The sequence below is a fragment of the Massilia terrae genome, assembly GCF_024753145.1.
Taxonomy (GTDB): Bacteria; Pseudomonadota; Gammaproteobacteria; order Burkholderiales; family Burkholderiaceae_D; genus Telluria; species Telluria terrae.
Genome location: NZ_JANUGU010000001.1, coordinates 87,949 through 104,693, shown reverse-complemented (window position 1 = coordinate 104,693; position 16,745 = coordinate 87,949). Strand labels below are relative to the sequence as shown.

At 66.8% G+C, this 16,745-nt stretch carries 18 protein-coding genes; 7 read left to right on the top strand and 11 right to left on the bottom strand.

The window, feature by feature from the left end; genetic code table 11:
• Genes NX778_RS00530 through NX778_RS00505 form a run of 6 tightly spaced genes read left to right on the top strand, consistent with a single transcriptional unit; the run spans window position 1 to window position 5,319 of the window.
• Window positions 1-429 carry a TadE/TadG family type IV pilus assembly protein gene (locus NX778_RS00530; protein WP_258809738.1) on the top strand — a complete coding sequence of 143 codons (429 nt, stop codon included), beginning with the start codon at window positions 1-3 and terminating at the stop codon, window positions 427-429.
• Window positions 426-854: a TadE family protein gene (locus NX778_RS00525; protein ID WP_258809737.1), complete on the top strand. Its 429-nt coding sequence runs from the start codon at window positions 426-428 to the stop codon at window positions 852-854. Before NX778_RS00530 ends, NX778_RS00525 begins: the two co-directional genes overlap by 4 nt.
• 16 nt (window positions 855-870) lie before the next feature.
• A complete protein-coding gene (locus NX778_RS00520) occupies window positions 871-2,034 on the top strand; it encodes a CpaE/TadZ family protein (RefSeq protein ID WP_258809736.1) in 1,164 nt (387 codons plus the stop codon).
• Window positions 2,035-2,054: 20 nt separating this feature from the next.
• On the top strand, window positions 2,055-3,401 hold the full coding sequence (locus NX778_RS00515) for a TadA family conjugal transfer-associated ATPase (protein ID WP_258809735.1): 1,347 nt from the start codon (window positions 2,055-2,057) through the stop codon (window positions 3,399-3,401).
• A 9-nt stretch (window positions 3,402-3,410) separates the two neighbouring features.
• Window positions 3,411-4,400, top strand: coding sequence for a type II secretion system F family protein (locus tag NX778_RS00510; protein WP_258809734.1), 990 nt, complete (start codon window positions 3,411-3,413; stop codon window positions 4,398-4,400).
• Between the two features lie 7 nt (window positions 4,401-4,407).
• Window positions 4,408-5,319, top strand: coding sequence for a type II secretion system F family protein (locus NX778_RS00505; RefSeq protein WP_307727882.1), 912 nt, complete (start codon window positions 4,408-4,410; stop codon window positions 5,317-5,319).
• Here the strand turns inward: NX778_RS00505 and NX778_RS00500 are convergent.
• The 6 genes from NX778_RS00500 to rpsO form a co-directional block, all read right to left on the bottom strand.
• A complete protein-coding gene (locus NX778_RS00500; protein WP_258809733.1) occupies window positions 5,294-6,031 on the bottom strand; it encodes a response regulator in 738 nt (245 codons plus the stop codon). The two genes, NX778_RS00505 and NX778_RS00500, sit on opposite strands and share 26 nt — an antisense overlap.
• Complete coding sequence (locus NX778_RS00495) at window positions 6,028-7,701, bottom strand: sensor histidine kinase (RefSeq protein WP_258809732.1); 1,674 nt, start codon at window positions 7,699-7,701, stop codon at window positions 6,028-6,030. The genes NX778_RS00500 and NX778_RS00495 overlap by 4 nt, the downstream gene beginning before the upstream one ends.
• 201 nt (window positions 7,702-7,902) lie before the next feature.
• Window positions 7,903-8,280, bottom strand: coding sequence for a hypothetical protein (locus NX778_RS00490; protein ID WP_258809731.1), 378 nt, complete (start codon window positions 8,278-8,280; stop codon window positions 7,903-7,905).
• Entirely contained in the window at window positions 8,270-8,575 is a 306-nt protein-coding gene (locus NX778_RS00485; RefSeq protein ID WP_258809730.1) for a hypothetical protein, read from the bottom strand. The genes NX778_RS00490 and NX778_RS00485 overlap by 11 nt, the downstream gene beginning before the upstream one ends.
• 159 nt (window positions 8,576-8,734) lie before the next feature.
• The gene (gene pnp, locus NX778_RS00480; RefSeq protein ID WP_258809729.1) at window positions 8,735-10,843 is read right to left on the bottom strand and encodes a polyribonucleotide nucleotidyltransferase; all 2,109 of its coding nucleotides are present in this window, start codon (window positions 10,841-10,843) and stop codon (window positions 8,735-8,737) included.
• Window positions 10,844-11,020: 177 nt separating this feature from the next.
• On the bottom strand, window positions 11,021-11,290 hold the full coding sequence (gene rpsO / locus NX778_RS00475; protein ID WP_258809728.1) for a 30S ribosomal protein S15: 270 nt from the start codon (window positions 11,288-11,290) through the stop codon (window positions 11,021-11,023).
• Between the two features lie 189 nt (window positions 11,291-11,479).
• Between rpsO and NX778_RS00470 the strand changes: the two genes are divergently transcribed.
• Window positions 11,480-11,935 (top strand): hypothetical protein, encoded by a 456-nt coding sequence (locus tag NX778_RS00470; protein WP_258809727.1) that lies wholly within the window; start codon window positions 11,480-11,482, stop codon window positions 11,933-11,935.
• Between the two features lie 19 nt (window positions 11,936-11,954).
• Here the strand turns inward: NX778_RS00470 and NX778_RS00465 are convergent, their stop codons facing one another.
• The 5 genes from NX778_RS00465 to pssA form a co-directional block, all read right to left on the bottom strand.
• Complete coding sequence (locus NX778_RS00465) at window positions 11,955-12,338, bottom strand: hypothetical protein (protein ID WP_258809726.1); 384 nt, start codon at window positions 12,336-12,338, stop codon at window positions 11,955-11,957.
• 89 nt (window positions 12,339-12,427) lie between these two features.
• Window positions 12,428-13,516 carry a S41 family peptidase gene (locus NX778_RS00460; protein ID WP_258809725.1) on the bottom strand — a complete coding sequence of 363 codons (1,089 nt, stop codon included), beginning with the start codon at window positions 13,514-13,516 and terminating at the stop codon, window positions 12,428-12,430.
• 300 nt (window positions 13,517-13,816) lie between these two features.
• Window positions 13,817-14,194, bottom strand: coding sequence for a hypothetical protein (locus tag NX778_RS00455; protein ID WP_258809724.1), 378 nt, complete (start codon window positions 14,192-14,194; stop codon window positions 13,817-13,819).
• Between the two features lie 74 nt (window positions 14,195-14,268).
• Entirely contained in the window at window positions 14,269-15,819 is a 1,551-nt protein-coding gene (locus NX778_RS00450) for a 2-isopropylmalate synthase (protein WP_258809723.1), read from the bottom strand.
• 52 nt (window positions 15,820-15,871) lie between these two features.
• Complete coding sequence (pssA, locus tag NX778_RS00445) at window positions 15,872-16,723, bottom strand: CDP-diacylglycerol--serine O-phosphatidyltransferase (RefSeq protein ID WP_258809722.1); 852 nt, start codon at window positions 16,721-16,723, stop codon at window positions 15,872-15,874.
• Window positions 16,724-16,745 lie beyond the last annotated feature (22 nt).

Below are 16,745 nucleotides of genomic sequence, written 5' to 3'. Positions count from 1 at the left end.
ATGAAGAACCGTCAAACAGGCGTCGCGCTGGTCGAGTTCGCGCTGGTGCTGCCGCTCCTGCTGCTGCTGTCGCTGACGGCGACCGAGCTGGGACGCGCCGTGTACCGCTACAACACCACCGCCAAGGCAGTGCGCGACGCGGTGCGCTACCTGTCGGTGCAGACCCCGGGCACCCACGTGGCGGAAGCGCGCAAGCTGATCGTCTACGGGAACACGGCCGGCACCGGCCCGCTGCTCGACAGCGCCCTCACCGAGGCCAACGTGGCGGCGCCAACCTGGCAGACCGCCGGCAGCGACCCGCTGATCAACACCGTCACGGTGCGCGTCACCGGCTACACCTTCAGGCCCCTGGTAGCCGGGATGTTCGGCGCGCGCTTCGCGGCGATCACTTTCAACGACATCAGCGCCACCATGCGCAGCCCGCTATGAACACTGTCCAGAAAGGCGCGACCACCATCGAGCTGGCCTTCGTGCTGGTGGTGTTCTTCATGTTCCTGTTCGGCGTGCTCGATGTCAGCCGCATGCTGTTCACCTGGAACGCGGCGACGGAAGCGACGCGGCTGGGCGCGCGCTACGCCGTGGTGTGCGCCGGCGGCGCGGATGCGGCCACCGTGCTGGCCAAGATGCGCACCATGGTGCCCGAGATCGGCGGCGCCGCGCTGGCGTGGGAACCGGCCGGCTGCGATGCCTCGACCTGCGAAGCCGTGACGGTGACGCTCACCGGGCTGAATTTCCACTGGCTCTCGCCGGTCACCGGCATGGTGGTGCCGGCCCGCGCCCTGCCCGCGTTCAGCACCCGCCTGCCGCGCGAGATGATGGGCCAGGACCCCAACAATGCCCAGATATGCCAATGACACGAAGGGAAGCCTCATGAAGATCGCCGTCGTATCACCCAACAAGGTCCACCTGAACGAAATCGGCAAGCAGCTGCAGGCCGCCGGGCACGCCGCCGTGCTCACCGAGGGCGGCAGCGCCATGCTGGCGCAGGTGGCCGAGCAGGACCAGCCCGACCTGATGCTGGTCGAAGGCATCGGCTGCGACGCCGCCTCCTTCGCCCCGGTCGAGGCCCTGACCACGCGCCATCCAGCGATCGCGGTGCTGCTGCTGTGCCCCGGCTGCACCCGCGAGTTCCTGCTCAACGCCATGCGCGCCGGGGTGCGCGAGGTGCTCGCCGCGCCGGTGCAGGCGGCCGACCTGGAAGCCGCGGTCACGCGCATCTGCGGCAAGCTGCGCGGCGCGCGCAGCGGCCCCGGCGGCCAGGTGCTGGCCTTCATCCCGTGCAAGGGCGGCAGCGGCGCCACCTTCCTCGCCACCAGCCTTGGCTGCCAATTGGCCCAGAGCGGCTCGGTGCTGCTGGTCGACCTCAACCTGCAGTTCGGCGACGCGCTCTCCTTCGTGCACGACGCGCAGCCGGCATCGACGCTGGCCGACGTGGCGCGCGGGATCAAGCGGCTGGACGCGTCCTTCCTCGCCGCCTGCGCGGTCAAGGTCGCGCCCAACTTCAGCGTGCTGGCCGCGCCGGAAGACCACGGCGAGGCGGTCGAGATCACGGCGGCGCATGTCGAGGCGGTACTGGCGCTGGCGGTGCAGCACTATGATTTCGTGCTGGTCGACATAGGCCGCCAGGTCGGTACGCTCGCCATCAAGGCGCTGGACCGCGCCACCCGAATCTATCCGGTGATGCAGGCCAGCGTGCCGTCCCTGCGCAACGCCAAGAAGCTGCTGGCGATCTTCAAGTCGCTCGATTATGGCGCCGGCAAGGTGGAGCTGGTGGTGAACCGCTTCGACCACAAGGACACGATCGGGGTGGCCGACATCGAGCGCGCGCTCGGCAAGTTCACGATCCACACGGTGCCGAACCGCTACAAGCCGGTGACCGCCGCGATCGACCACGGCGAACCGCTGGCCGCGGCCAGTCCCTCGCATCCGGTGCTGCGCCAGGTCGCGCGCCTGGCCGATACCTTGCACGCGCAACCGCAGCCGGCGCGCGGCTTGTTCGCCCGCCTGCTGCGGCGCGCCCCGGCCGGCGCCTGAGCCTCCCAATGGAGCATGCCATGTCGTTTCGTGAACAACTCAGTGCCGTCGAAGGCCAGGCTGTCGCCACCGCGCCGGAGGCCGGCGCCAGCGACGACTACCACGCCATCAAGGCGCGCATCCACCTGAAGCTGCTCGACAAGTTCGACCTGGCCGCGCTCGAAACGCTGCCGGCGCCGGCGCTGCGCACCGAAATCGCCGCCATGGCCGAGCGCCTGCTGGACGAGGAACCGGCCGCCATCAATGAACTGGAACGGCGCGCGCTGATCCGCGACATCCAGCACGAGATGCTCGGCTTCGGCCCGCTGGAGCTGCTGATGGCCGACCCGGCCGTCTCCGACATCCTGGTCAACCGCTACAACCGCATCTTCGTCGAGCGCCGCGGGCGGCTCGAGCTGTCGCCGGTGCGCTTCGCGGACGAGAAGCACCTGCTGCGCATCATCGACAAGATCGTGTCGCTGGTCGGGCGCCGCATCGACGAATCGAGCCCGATGGTGGACGCGCGCCTGCCGGACGGTTCGCGCGTGAACGCGGTGATCGCGCCGGTCGCGCTGGATGGTCCGATGATGTCGATCCGGCGCTTCGCCCACATCCCCTTGAGGATGGCGAACCTGGTCAACGACACCCACAGCCTGACGCCCGACATGGCGACCGTGCTGGAAGGCCTGTGCAAGGCCAAGGTCAATATGGTGATCGCGGGCGGCACCGGGGCCGGCAAGACGACGCTGCTCAACATCCTGTCCGGCTTCATCCCGCCGGCCGAGCGCATCGTCACGATCGAGGACGCGGCCGAGCTGCAGCTGCAGCAGCCGCACGTGGTGCGCATGGAGACGCGCCCGCCGAATATCGAAGGCAAGGGCGAAATCACGCAGCGCGCGCTGGTGCGCAACGCGCTGCGCATGCGGCCCGACCGCATCATCATCGGCGAGGTGCGCGGCGCCGAGGCGGTGGACATGCTGCAGGCGATGAACACGGGACACGACGGCTCGCTCACCACGATCCACGCCAACAACCCGCGCGACGCGCTGTCGCGGCTGGAGAACATGATCGGCATGGCCAACCTGAACCTGCCGCACAAGGCCTCGCGCCAGCAGATCGCATCGGCCATCACGGTGGTGATCCAGGGCCTGCGCCTGATCGACGGGCGGCGCAAGATCACCAGCATCCAGGAGATCACCGGCATGGAAGGCGACGTCATCACGATGCAGGAGATCTTCGCGTTCCGCCAGACCGGGGTGGCCGCCGACGGCAGCGTCGAGGGCTACTTCCAGGCCACCGGGGTGCGGCCCAGGTTCTGCGAGCGCCTGCGCGCATTCGGCGTGGCCCTGCCCGACGCCATGTTCGACAGCGCGCGGCGCTGGCAGTAGGAGGCGGCCATGCCCAACCACCCCGCTCCCCATATCCCGCCGCTGCTGTCGGTGCTGGTCTTCGTGGCCGTGGTCCTGCTGTGCGAAGGACTGTACCTGATGTGGCGCTCCTGGCGCGGGCCCGAGGCCCGCAAGATCGAGCGCCGGCTGGGCGCGCTGTCCGGGGCCACTGGCGCGGGCCCGGCCAGGCTGCTGCGCGAGCGCATGCTGAGCGAGCTGCCGCCGCTGCAGCGCTTCCTGCTGCGCCTGCCCAGCGCGCGCCAGCTCGACAGCATGATGATGCAGGCGAACCTGGACTGGACGGTCGGGCGCCTGCTGCTCGCCTGCGCGGCGCTGGGCGCCATCGCCCACCTCGCCGTGACGGGGCTGCTGCACCAGCCCTTCCTGGCCGGCGCGCTGTGCGGGGCCGGCGCGGCGGTCCTGCCGCTGGCCTGGGTCAGGCGGCGCCGCGCCAGACGCCTGGCCAAGCTCGAGCAGCAGCTGCCCGATGCGCTCGACCTGCTGGGCCGCGCCCTGCGCGCCGGGCACGCGTTCGGCGCCGGCCTCCAGATGATCGGCGACGAGATGGCCGAGCCGATCGCCGGCGAGTTCCGGATGGTGCACGACGAGGTCAGCTTCGGCGTCTCGCTGGAACTGGCGCTGTCCAACCTGTCGCTGCGCGCGCCGGTCACCGACCTGCGCTACTTCGTGGTCGCGGTGCTGATCCAGCGTGAATCCGGCGGCAACCTGACCGAGGTGCTGGCCAACCTGTCGAGCCTGATCCGCCAGCGCCTGAAGCTGCTGCGGCACGTGCGCGTGCTGTCGGCCGAGGGCCGCATGTCGGCCTGGCTGCTGTCGCTGCTGCCGTTCGCCATCGGCGGCCTGATGAACGTGTTCAACCCGGAGTTCATGGCGCCGCTGTGGCATGACGAGATCGGCGTCACCATCGTGCGCGGCATGCTGCTGTCGATGGCCTGCGGCGTCCTGCTGCTCCGGAAAATCATCCGCATCCGCGCCTGAGGAGAACATGATGCTCGTGCTTGCCATCCTGGTGTTCCTGGCCGTGGCCGCCGCCGCGGGCGGCCTGTTCCTGCTGCTGGTGCCGAACCGCCTGGACCGGCGCCTGCAAACGCTCGGGCCGCCGTCCGCCAAGTCCGACTGGACCGCGACGGTGGCGCAGGCGGTCGGTCCGTTCGCCGGCGTGCTCGCGCCCAGCGGCGACTGGGACAACGCCCCCCTGCGCCTGCGCTTCATCCATGCCGGCATCCGCCGCGAGGACGCGCGCCTGATCTACTTCGGCTGCAAGACGGTGCTGCCGGTGGTGCTGGCAGCAGCCACCTGGCTGCCGCTGCGCGCCTTCACCCGCGCCGACGACATGAGCCTGATGATGTACCTCGGGATCGCGGCGCTGGCCGGCTGCTACCTGCCCAACCTGTGGCTATGGCGGCGCCTGCGCGAACGCACCCGCGAGCTGTTCGAGAACTTCCCCGACGCCGCCGACCTGATGCTGGTGTGCGTGGAGGCCGGCATGGGCCTGGACGCGGCCCTGACCCGGATCGCCGAGGAGATGGGCACCGCCAGCCGCGCCATGGCCGAGGAACTGCACCTGGCCAACCTGGAGATGCGGGCCGGCGCCAGCCGCGCGCAGGCGCTGCGCAACCTGGCCCTGCGCACCGGGATCGAGGAGATCGGCACCTTCGCCACGATGCTGTCGCAGGCCGACAAGTTCGGCACCAGCATCGGCGAATCGCTGCGGGTGTTCTCCGACGACCTGCGCCACAAACGCCAGGTGCGGGCCGAGGAGCATGCCGCCAAGGTGCCGACCAAGATGCTGGTGCCGCTATGCCTGTTCATCTTCCCGGCGATCATCATGGTCGTGCTGGGGCCGGCCATGATCGTCATCGTGCGCACCATCACGCCGATTCTTGCCGCCCGCTGAAAGGGGGCCCGCCATGGCGCGCATCATCGGGCTGCACCAGGCCGTGGCGGATCGCGTAGACGTACATTTCGAGCCGGTTGCTCACGTTGAGCTTGCGGTAGATGGAAGTCAGGTGGTTGCGCAGCGTGTGCTCGGAGATGAACAGGCGCTGCGCCACCTCGTGGTTGGCGCTGCCGCTGTGCTGGACGGCGGCGCTGACGATGGCGCGTTCGCGCGCGGTCAGGCTGGCGTGCGGCGCCGGTTCCGGCTGCGGGGCGCTGCGCGCGCGCAGCAGCTGGCCGAACACGCGGTCCATGGTCGCCGCATCGAACCACAGTTCGCCGCGATGGATCTTTTCGATCGCCTTGAGCACCTGGCTGGCCGCGACCTCCTTGTGCAGGATGCCGCGCGCGCCGCGCCGCACCGCCTGGTCCAGCAGGTCGGTGTCGTGCGAGGCGGTCAGCACCAGCGCGCGCGACAGGCCGCTGGCCAGCAGCTCCGGCAGGAATTCGATCATCGACACGCCGCCCAGGTCGAGGTCGAGCAGGATCACGTCCGGCGCCAGCCGGGCGGCGTTGGCGAGCGCATCGGGACAGCTGCGCGCCGTGCCGGCCACTTCCATGCGCGGGCGTTCGGCGTCGACCAGGGTCTGCAGGCCCCACAGCATGGTCTGGTGGTCTTCGACCAGCAGGACCCGGATGGTGCCGCCCGCTTCCTGCAAGCCGTGGCTCATAATGGGATCTCCACGCAGACGATGGTGTCGTTGAAGCGGCCCTCGCGCACGAAGGCGCTGCCGCCGAGCGCCTGGGCGCGCTCGCTGATCGAGCGCGGCCGGAATGCCGGCGGCGCCATGGCGCCGTGCTCGTTGCTGATTTCGATGCGCAGGATCTCGCCGCCGCAGCGCAGCGAGACCGCGGCCCGTTTCGCGGCCGTGTGGCGGCACACATTGCTGATCCCCTCGCGCACGATCTGCAGCACTTCGGCGGTGAGGCGGTCGCCCAGCGCGATCGTGCCCGCGGTCTCGATCCGCACGTCGACGCCGTAGGCCGCATTCGCTTGCGCCGCCTGGCGCCGCAGGGCGGAGACGAAGATCGGCTCGCCGTCCGCCGTGCCGGCCGGCGCGTGCCGCGCGTAGTCGCGCAGCTCGACCACCACCTCGGCCGCCATCGCCGCCAGCTTGTCCAGCTCAGCCGCCAAGGGATTGGACGGCGCGGCCTTGCGGCACACGGTGGCAAGGCCGAGCTGCAGGCCGATGTAGGACTGGATCGCGGTGTCGTGCAGGTCGAGCGCGATCTTCTTGCGTTCCAGCGCAGCGGCATCGGACGCGAGGCGGTCGAGCAGGCCGATGCGGTCGATCGCGGCCAGTTCGTGCGCCGCGATCCGCGCGAGGAACAGCGCATCGGCGCGGCCGAGATGGCGGCTGGCAGCGATCACGTACACCCGTCCCCTGCCGCGTTCGAACACGAGGGGCGCGCTGATGAAGGACGCCGCCTCCAGCAGCGCGGCCAGTTGGCCCATCTGGCCTTCGTCGCGCTGCAGCCAGGGGCCGGCGCCGGCGTGGCTCAGCGCCAGCGCGGGCGCGCCGCGGCGCCACGGCCGCACGTAGAGCAGCGCATGCGCGCGCGGCTCCGGCAGCATGGCGCCGGCGAGCGCCGCGTCGACCGCTTCGGCCGCCAGCACCGGCGGCCCGCCGGCGCGCACCGCGCGCAATGTGTGCCGGCCGCTTTCCTGCTCCTCGATCAGGACGATGCAGCGCTCGGCGCCGAAGAAGGCGCGCAGGCGCTCCAGCGCCGCGGTCATGGTGCGGTCGATGCCGAAGCGTGGATTGGCGACCTGGTTCAGCTCCGCCAGCAGGGCCTGGCGGCGCGCGGCCTGGATCTGGCGTTCGCCCAGCTGCGCGATGGCGCGACCGAATCCGAGCAGCACGGCGGCTTGCAGGAACACGCGCGCGGGCACCGCGCCGGGCGAGGCGGCGATGGTCGCGGCGCAGTACAGGGTGACCGCGGCGAAGGTGACGCGCGCGCCCTCGTCCAGTCCAAAGCGCAGCGACGCGGCGACGATCGCGAAGAACAGGAAGACCAGCGAGAAGATGTCGGACTCGCCGGTCGCGGCCATCGCCGCGCAGGCCGCCGCGTCCAGCCGGTGCATCAGGGTGGCGCCGGCCCAGCGCAGCCCCTTCAGGACGCCGGCATACGCAACCCCCGCAGCCAGCAGGTAGCACGACAACAGGAACAAGCCGACCGCCTCCGCCGCGCGATGTCCCGCCTGGTCGACGATCGCGACGAACAGGGCCGAAACCGCCAGCACCAGCCGGATGCGTGCCAGCAGCTGGATGTCGGACTCGTTGAAATGCGCTGTCGTGCCTGGCGCGGCGCTGGCCGCGCAAAAGCCTGGAGTAGCCATCTGGGTTGCCTGTCGTTCGCCGCGATTGTTCGCTGCGCCAGGCGCCGCATCACTACGGTCCCGGCCGCCTTCGCAACCCATTGTAGATGCCGACCTCTAACTTTCCATGACCTCGCGCAGTGCCCTCCGTTGAAAGACGAACACCTCTGTCCGGGCGGCATCGCAATTGTTGAGCTCTGGAATGGCTTCTCCGTTTTGGAGTCAAAGTTTCGCCAAGAAATGCTCAGGGCCAAGCAGAATGCCGTCCAGTTCATGGCTCAACACCAAGGCCCACTTCTTCGACGGCGGGACAAGCACCAGGTCGAAATGCGAAAGCATGGATCGCCTCAAGGTGTCGAATCCTTCCTGGTCAAGTGAAACAGTCAACGGAGCGAATTCTTTGTTCGAGCTCTCCATTTCGTAGGCCACGGCACTCCGGTCATCGTACCGGCGTGCCGCCAAGGCGAGTGACGCGACGACCTCGTCCGGTAGGCCCACACCGCCGGGAACCTCCCGGCTTTCCCAATACTTGGCATCGACCTCGATGCCGTACCTGCCGCGCAGCGCGCCAAGGGAATCCAAAGTCTGCTTACTCTTCATAACGCACCTTCACGATTTGCCTGCTGTTCGGGTCATTTACTTGAATGCTTGGTTGACCTCCTGAGGAAAAGCCGCGGGCTGACACTGTGCTGCCATCCTCGAGCTCCGCGAGACGCAGAGGGCCTTTAGGCGTGTCGACACGAGTTTGCGTAGCGCGCCCAATGAGGTCGATGAAATCGCGCTGCATCTGCTCTCGGCCACCGCCTTTCACAATCTGCCGAACTCTTCCTTTGACGTCGTCCCGGACGGCGCCTCGCGCCAGTCTTTCGACCACTTTATTCCCATTCTCGTTCATCAGAATATCCCAAGTCGGTCGTATCCCGTTCGGCGAACGGTGAACTCAGGCAGAGTACGTATCTCTTCTCAGCGACGTTGGATCGGAGTCAGTGGAACATAAAAAAAAACCGCCAGGCTTGCGCACTGGCGGTTTTGCTGGCGAGACGCTGCGGGTCGATTACTCGACAGCAGCCTCGGCGCCGGCCGCTTCGGCCTGCTTCATCGACAGCTTCAGGCGGCCGCGCTCGTCGGCCTCGATGACCTTCACGCGCACGTGCTGGCCTTCCTTCAGGTAGTCGGCCACGGCGTTGACGCGCTCGTTGGCGATCTGCGAGATGTGCAGCAGGCCGTCCTTGCCCGGGATCACTTGCACGATCGCGCCGAAGTCCAGCAGCTTGAGCACGGTACCGTCGTAGGTCTTGCCGATCTCGACGGAAGCGGTCAGCTCTTCGATGCGGCGCTTGGCTTCCTGGCCTGCAGCAGCGTCGACCGAAGCGATGGTCACCACGCCTTCGTCGGTGATGTCGATCTGCGTGCCGGTCTCTTCGGTCAGCGCGCGGATCACGGCGCCGCCCTTGCCGATCACGTCGCGGATCTTCTCCGGATTGATCTTGATGGTGATCAGGCGCGGTGCGAAGTCCGACAGCTCGGTGCGCACGTGCGGCATGGCCTTCTGCATTTCGCCGAGGATGTGCTGGCGGCCTTCCTTGGCCTGGGCCAGCGCGACCTGCATGATTTCCTTGGTGATGCCCTGGATCTTGATGTCCATCTGCAGCGCGGTGATGCCGTTGGCGGTGCCGGCCACCTTGAAGTCCATGTCGCCGAGGTGGTCCTCGTCACCCAGGATGTCGGTCAGCACGGCGAACTTGCCGCCTTCCTTGATCAGGCCCATCGCGATGCCGGCCACGTGGGCCTTCATCGGGACGCCGGCGTCCATCAGCGCGAGGCAGCCGCCGCACACCGAAGCCATCGACGAGGAGCCGTTGGACTCGGTGATTTCCGAGACCAGGCGCACCGAGTAGCTGAACTCTTCCGGCGACGGCAGCGCGGCGATCAGCGCGCGCTTGGCCAGGCGGCCGTGGCCGATTTCGCGGCGCTTCGGGGTGCCGACACGCCCGGTTTCGCCGGTGGCGAACGGAGGCATGTTGTAGTGCATCATGAAGTCGTCGGTGTACTCGCCCATCAGCGCGTCGATCTTCTGGCTGTCGCGCGCGGTGCCGAGGGTGGCGATCACCAGCGCCTGGGTTTCACCGCGGGTGAACAGGGCCGAGCCGTGGGTACGCGGCAGCACGCTGCTGCGGATCGAGATCGGGCGCACGGTGCGGGTGTCGCGGCCGTCGATGCGCGGCTCGCCTTCCAGGATCTGCGAACGCACGACCTTGGCTTCCATGTCGAACAGGATGTTGCCCACTTCGGCCGCATCGGCTTCGATGTTCTGCTCGGCCAGGCCGGCCAGCACTTCGGTCGACAGCGACTTCAGCTTTTGCTGGCGCGCCGATTTTTCGCGGGTCTGGTAGGCGTCGCGGATCTTGGCGTCGGCCAGCAGGGCCACTTGCGCGATCAGCGCTTCGTTCTTCGGCGCCGGGGCCCACTCGACTTCCGGCTTGCCGCCTTCTTCGACCAGGGCGTGGATGGCGTCGATGACGGCCTTCATCTGGGTGTGGCCATAGACGACCGCGCCCAGCATGATTTCTTCCGACAGTTGCTGCGCTTCCGATTCCACCATCAGCACGGCGTGCTCGGTGCCGGCCACAACCAGGTCCATCTGCGAGGTCTTGAGCTGGGTGGTGGTCGGGTTCAGGATGTACTGGCCGTTGGCGTAGCCGACGCGGGCGGCGCCGATCGGGCCGTTGAACGGGATGCCGGCGATACACAGGGCGGCCGAGGCGCCGATCATCGACGGGATGTCCGGATCGATTTCCGGGTTCACCGACAGCACGTGGATGATCACCTGCACTTCATTCAGGTAGCCTTCCGGGAACAGCGGGCGGATCGGACGGTCGATCAGGCGCGAGGTCAGGGTTTCTTTTTCGGACGGACGGCCTTCACGCTTGAAGAAACCGCCGGGGATCTTACCGGCCGCGTAACTTTTCTCGATGTAGTCGACCGTCAGCGGGAAGAAGTCCTGGCCCGGCTTGGCGTCCTTCTTGGCCACCACGGTTGCCAGCACCACGGTATCTTCCACCGACACCACGACGGCGCCGGATGCCTGGCGGGCGATCTCGCCAGTTTCCAGGGTGACCGTGTGTTGGCCGTACTGGAAGGTTTTCGTAACTTTGTTAAACATGGGTAATCCCTTTCTATTTGCCGACAGATTTTCAGGAGCTGTCGTTCACCTCACCACGGGGCGGTCTCCTCCGGAATTTCCACCCTTACAGCAAAAACAATGAAACAACAAAAACGAAAAATGCCCGCGGCAGCTTGAACTGGCGGGCATTTTTGCGGGCTAAGCCGGCTGGCGCAATTACTTACGCAGGCCGAGCTTGGCGATCAGGTCGCGGTAACGGTTCAGGTCCTTGCTCTTCAGGTAGGAGAGCAGGCTCTTGCGGCGGTTAACCATGGCGATCAGGCCGCGGCGCGAGTGGTGGTCCTTCTGGTGGGTCTTGAAGTGGCCGTTCAGCTCGTTGATGCGTGCGGTCAGCAGGGCGACCTGGACTTCCGGCGAACCGGTATCGTTCTGGCCACGTGCGTTGTCCGCGATAATCGCGGCTTTGTTGATGTTTTCTACGGTCATGATGTTGCCTTTCACATGCGGTGCATCGAGTCGGAACCCAGCACACCGTGATTACGTTGATAAAGACCAGCCTTTCGGCCAGACCGCGTAGTATATGCGAAATCTGGTCGCCAAACCAGTGTTTTGGTGGCTTCGTGAGGTGTCATCATGGCCGTCATGGCAAAACTAGCAACACTTTCGGCGGTATGCATGCTGGCTGGCTGTGCCGCCTTCCGCCAGTTCCCCGCCCCCGGCGACAGCACCGAGCAGGTGATCGCCAAGATGGGCCACCCGAACGCGGTCTATTCGGAAGGAAGCGGCCAGCAGTTCGAATACACGGCGCAGCCGATGGGCGAATTCTGCTGGATGGCGCATATGGGTCCGGACGGCCGGCTGCTGAAGTTCGAGCAGGTGCTCACCGGCGCCAAGTTCGCCACCATTCCGCTCGGCCGCGCAAGCAAGGACGACGTGCTGCGCACCATCGGCCACCCGGCCGAGACCAGCACCCTGCCGCGCCAGGGCTACGAGGTGTGGTCCTACCATTACCTCGAGAACGATGTCTGGTACTCGATGATGAACGTGATGTTCGACCAGGCCGGCATCGTGCAGAGGCTGCTGAACCAGCCGGACCCGCGCTACATCGACCGCGGCGACCGGAACCGCTGATCCGGCCGCCCGGTCCCGCTCAGCTGGCGCCGCCGCAGGCGACCGCGTTGCCGCCGGCCGAGGTCTGGCACATCGCTGCCTTGCCGCCGCAGGCCACCGCGCGGCCGTCGCTCGAAGACTGGCACATGGTGGCCATGCCGCCGCAGGCGACCGCGCGGCCATCGGTGGAGGACTGGCAGAAGTTGGCCTGGCCGCCGCAAGCCACGGCGCGGCCGTCGGGCGAGGCCTGGCAGTAATTGGCCTTGCCGCCGCAGGCGATCGCGTGGCCGTCGGCCGAGGCCTGGCACATATTGGCGCCCTGCTGGCCGGTGACGACATTGTGTTCGGTGCCGCCGGTGGCGATCACGCAGCCGGAGGCGGAAATGGCGACGGCCAGGGCGGCCAGGATGCTCTTCAGGGTCATGGTATGTTGTAGATGAGTTAAGGTTCAGCGCACGATACCGAAGCGTGGCCGGGTTGGCAACATACATACCTGGGCGTCGCCAGCCCGAATCACTTGGCAGCGCCAAGCGGCGCAGCGTGGATCTGGCGCTGCAGCAGTTCCTTTGCCGTCTCAAGCGCTTTGTCGGGCGCCGCCGCGACATCCGGAATGACGCCCACTCCCTCCCAATTGCTGTGGGTAATCGGGCTGATGGAGCGCGCGCTGGGTATCACCGCTAAAAAGTGATCGCCGAGGCGAAAAGGACGCGAGGGGTGGGCGCCGCCCCAGGTCGGTTCGCCGATCACCGTGGCGCGTTTCAGTGCCTGCATCGTGTAGGTGAAGTCTTCGCCCGCGGACCGCGTGTGCGGGCCGGCCAGGATGACGACCGGCTTCTTGCCGCCATAGCGTTTCCCTTCGAGCTTATCTTCGGTCCAATGCTGTCTGGAGACGCCGGTATCGCGGTCCCAGATGTCGTTGAGGCGGGTACGCTGGTCGACGAAATAGCTGACCAGTAAGGCCACCGTGTCCGGCCCGCCGCCATTGTTTTCGCGCAGGTCCACGATGAGGCCGTCGGCGTCGGCGAGTTTATCCATCGCGGCCGCGTACTTGTCGGCCACGAAGAAAGGTGGAGGGAAGCCGGAAAGCTGCAGGTAGCCGATGTTGGCGCCCAGGTGATCGACCTTTTCCACGCCAAGCTTGGACACACGGCGGTACACGCCGAAGAACAAGCGCTGGCCGAAGTTGATGCGCTGCTCCCACTCCGCTTGCGACTTCGGTGGAGGCCCGCCAGCATCGTCGGGTGGAACCATCCCGGGCCGGAACCACACCGACATATGCAGGTCATGGACTACGCCGTGAAGATCGTCCGTGAGCTGTTTTGCGAGTTGTTTGCCGTCCGTTATCCCATCGTACTTGCCCTCGCTTTGGCGCTGGCGCAGGACCGCTTCGATCTGCCTGGCCTTGTCGGGGAAGACATAGTGGTCGTTCAGCCTCGCCACCAGCGTATCGAGCGCCTCCGTCCGCATTGCGCGGTCGACGACAATCCTGGGCTGCGGCCTGAGGTTGTCCCATAAAGGCCACCACAGGGGCGTGGTGCAATATGCGACGCCGGCCAAGGTCAGCACCAGCAAAGACGGTATGACAATCCATTTCTTTTTCATTTCTTGTCCTCTGATTGTGGCACACGTGGTGAATTCATTCGTATCGATTACCTCCTTATGGAAGTAATTGACTGGATTTATAATAGCACAACAATTGCTATGTCATAGCAATTTTTATTGCTTTGGTAGCGATTCGACGGGAGTGCGAAGGCTCAAAATGAACGTCGTCCCGGCGAGGGACGGGACCCATGGAACGTTTGAGCAGTGGAGCGATATCGAGTTTTCGATAACGCCACTCGTCCATGGGTCCCGGCCTTCGCCGGGACGACGGTGCTAACTAAAAAGTTTTATTCGGGGGGGCTACCGCCACATCCGCGGCCGGTACATGCCGCCGCAGGCAATGCCGCTCGCGGCCTTCTCGCAGTAGTCCGCCGCGCCGCCGCAGGCCGCGGCGCTGCCGTCGGTGGATTTGGCGCAGTAGTCGGCGCGCCCGCCGCAGGCCACGGCGTGGCCGTCGACCGACTTGAGGCACTGGGTGGCAGCGCCGCCGCAGGCCACCGACCTGCCGTCCGCGGAGCCCATGCAGCCGGTGGCCCGGCCGCCGCAACTGACCCCGCCGTCGGCCGACAGCTGGCAGACCGAGGATGTCCTGTGCGCGAGGTCAGTCGCGACGGCGCAGCCGGACGTAATGACGGCCATCGCCAGGGCGACGAACAGGAATGTGAGGCGCGCAATCATCGGGACATCCTTTTTCGGTGACGGATGCCCCAACGATAGCGAACTTGTCATCAAGCCGCAACTGTGCGCGCGCTTCACGGTCCCACTTGCGGGTTGAGGCGCTCGACTTTCGACTGCAGTTTGTTCAGGCCCGCGATGTAGGCCTTGGCCGAGGCCACCACGATGTCCGGATCGGCGCCGACACCATTGACGATGCGTCCGGCGCGCGACAGGCGCACCTGCACTTCGCCCTGCGACTGCGGGCCGCCGCTGATCGCGTTGATGGTGAACAGCAGCAGCTCGGCGCCGCTGTTGGCCTGCGACTCGATCGCGTTGATGATGGCGTCGACCGGGCCGTCGCCGCTCGCCTCGGCGCTGCATTCCTTGCCGTCGATCGAGAAGCTGATGCGCGCGTGCGGCAGCTCGCCGGTCTCGGAACGCTGCGACATCGACACGAAGCGGTAGTACTCGCCCTCGTGCGCCTGCTCCTCGGCCGACACCAGCGCCATGATGTCCTCGTCGAAGATCTCGGACTTGCGGTCGGCCAGGTCCTTGAAGCGGGCAAAGGCGGCGTTGACTTCGGCCTCGGATTCGAGCTCCAGGCCCAGCTCCTGCAGGCGCTGCTTGAAGGCGTTGCGGCCCGAGAGCTTGCCCAGCACGATCTTGTTGGCGGTCCAGCCCACGTCTTCGGCGCGCATGATCTCGTAGGTCTCGCGGGCCTTCAGGATGCCGTCCTGGTGGATGCCCGAGGCGTGCGCGAAGGCGTTGGCGCCGACCACCGCCTTGTTCGGCTGGACCGCGAAGCCGGTCACTTGCGAGACCATCTTCGAGGCCGGCACGATCTGGGTGGTGTCGATGCCGAGCGTGAGGTTGAAGTAGTCGGCGCGGGTCTTGACCGCCATGACCACCTCTTCCAGCGAGGTATTGCCGGCCCGTTCGCCCAGGCCGTTGATGGTGCACTCGATCTGGCGCGCGCCGCCGATCATCACGCCGGCCAGCGAGTTGGCCACCGCGAGGCCAAGGTCGTTGTGGCAGTGGACCGACCAGATGGCCTTGTCCGAATTGGGCACGCGCTCGCGCAGGCGGCGGATGCGCTCGCCGAACTGCTCGGGGACCGCGTAGCCGACGGTGTCAGGGAAGTTGATGGTGGTCGCGCCTTCCGCGATCACGGTCTCCAGCACGCGGCACAGGAAGTCTTCTTCCGAGCGGCTGCCGTCTTCAGGCGAGAATTCGATGTCGTCGGTGTGGTTGCGGGCGAAGCGCACCGCCAGCCTGGCCTGCTCCAGCACCTGCTCCGGCTCCATGCGCAGCTTTATTTTCATGTGCAGCGGCGAGGTCGCGATGAAGGTGTGGATGCGCTTGCGCGGCGCCGGCTGCAGCGCCTCGGCGGCGCGCGCGATGTCGCGGTCGTTGGCGCGCGACAGCGAGCAGATGGTCGACTCACGCACCACCGAGGAAATCGCGCGGATCGCTTCGAAGTCGCCCGGCGAGGCGGCCGCGAAGCCGGCCTCGATGACGTCCACCCGTAGCCGCTCCAGCTGGCGCGCGATGCGCACCTTTTCGTCCTTGGTCATCGATGCGCCGGGCGATTGCTCGCCGTCGCGCAGGGTGGTGTCGAAAATGATGAGGCGATTCGGGTCAAACATGACGTCTCCAATAACAAATTACGCGAACGCGACCCGGCCGCCTCGTGGGCGGCTAGCGGCGCTCGCTCGGGTCGAACGATTCGTCTTCGGTCTGGATGATGCTGACCGGCTTGCCCTTCGCAAACCGCCACAGCAGCACCACATAACCGGATAAACCGTATAAAACAAACAGCGGCCACAGCACGACGGCCGGCTTGATCGCCACCAGCGCGAACACCAGCGCGATCAGGAACACGACGATGAAGGGCACCGACTTCTTGAAGTTGACGTCCTTGAAGCTGTAGAACGGGACGTTGGTGACCATGGTCAGGCCCGCGAACAGGGCGATGATCCAGCTGATCCAGTCGACCGAGCGCGCGCTGACATTGACGTCGGGGTCGGTCATCATCAGGATGAAGCCGACCACCAGCGCCGCCGCCGAGGGGCTGGGCAGGCCCTGGAAGTAGCGCTTGTCGACCACCGCGATGTTGGTGTTGAATCGGGCCAGGCGCAGCGCGGCGCCGGCGCAGTAGACGAAGGCCGCGATCCAGCCCAGCTTGCCCAGGCCGCGCAGCGAGTATTCGTAGATCACCAGCGCCGGCGCGGCGCCGAACGACACCATGTCGGACAGGCTGTCGTACTGGGCGCCGAATTCGGACTGGGTGTTGGTCAGGCGCGCGATGCGGCCGTCCAGGCCGTCGAGGATCATGGCGATGAACACGGCCCAGCAGGCGTAGTCGAAGCGCTGGTTCATCGCCATCACGATCGCGTAGAAGCCGCAGAACAGGGCCCCGGTGGTGAATGCGTTGGGCAGCAGGTAGATGCCGCGCCCGCGCTGGCCGTCGGCGCGGCGGCCGAAACGGGAGCGGGGAGCCTTCGGGGCCAGCGGTGCGCCGGCTTTTCTGCGTCGTGGGAAAGTTGCCATATATGTCTGTCAAGTAAGGGTC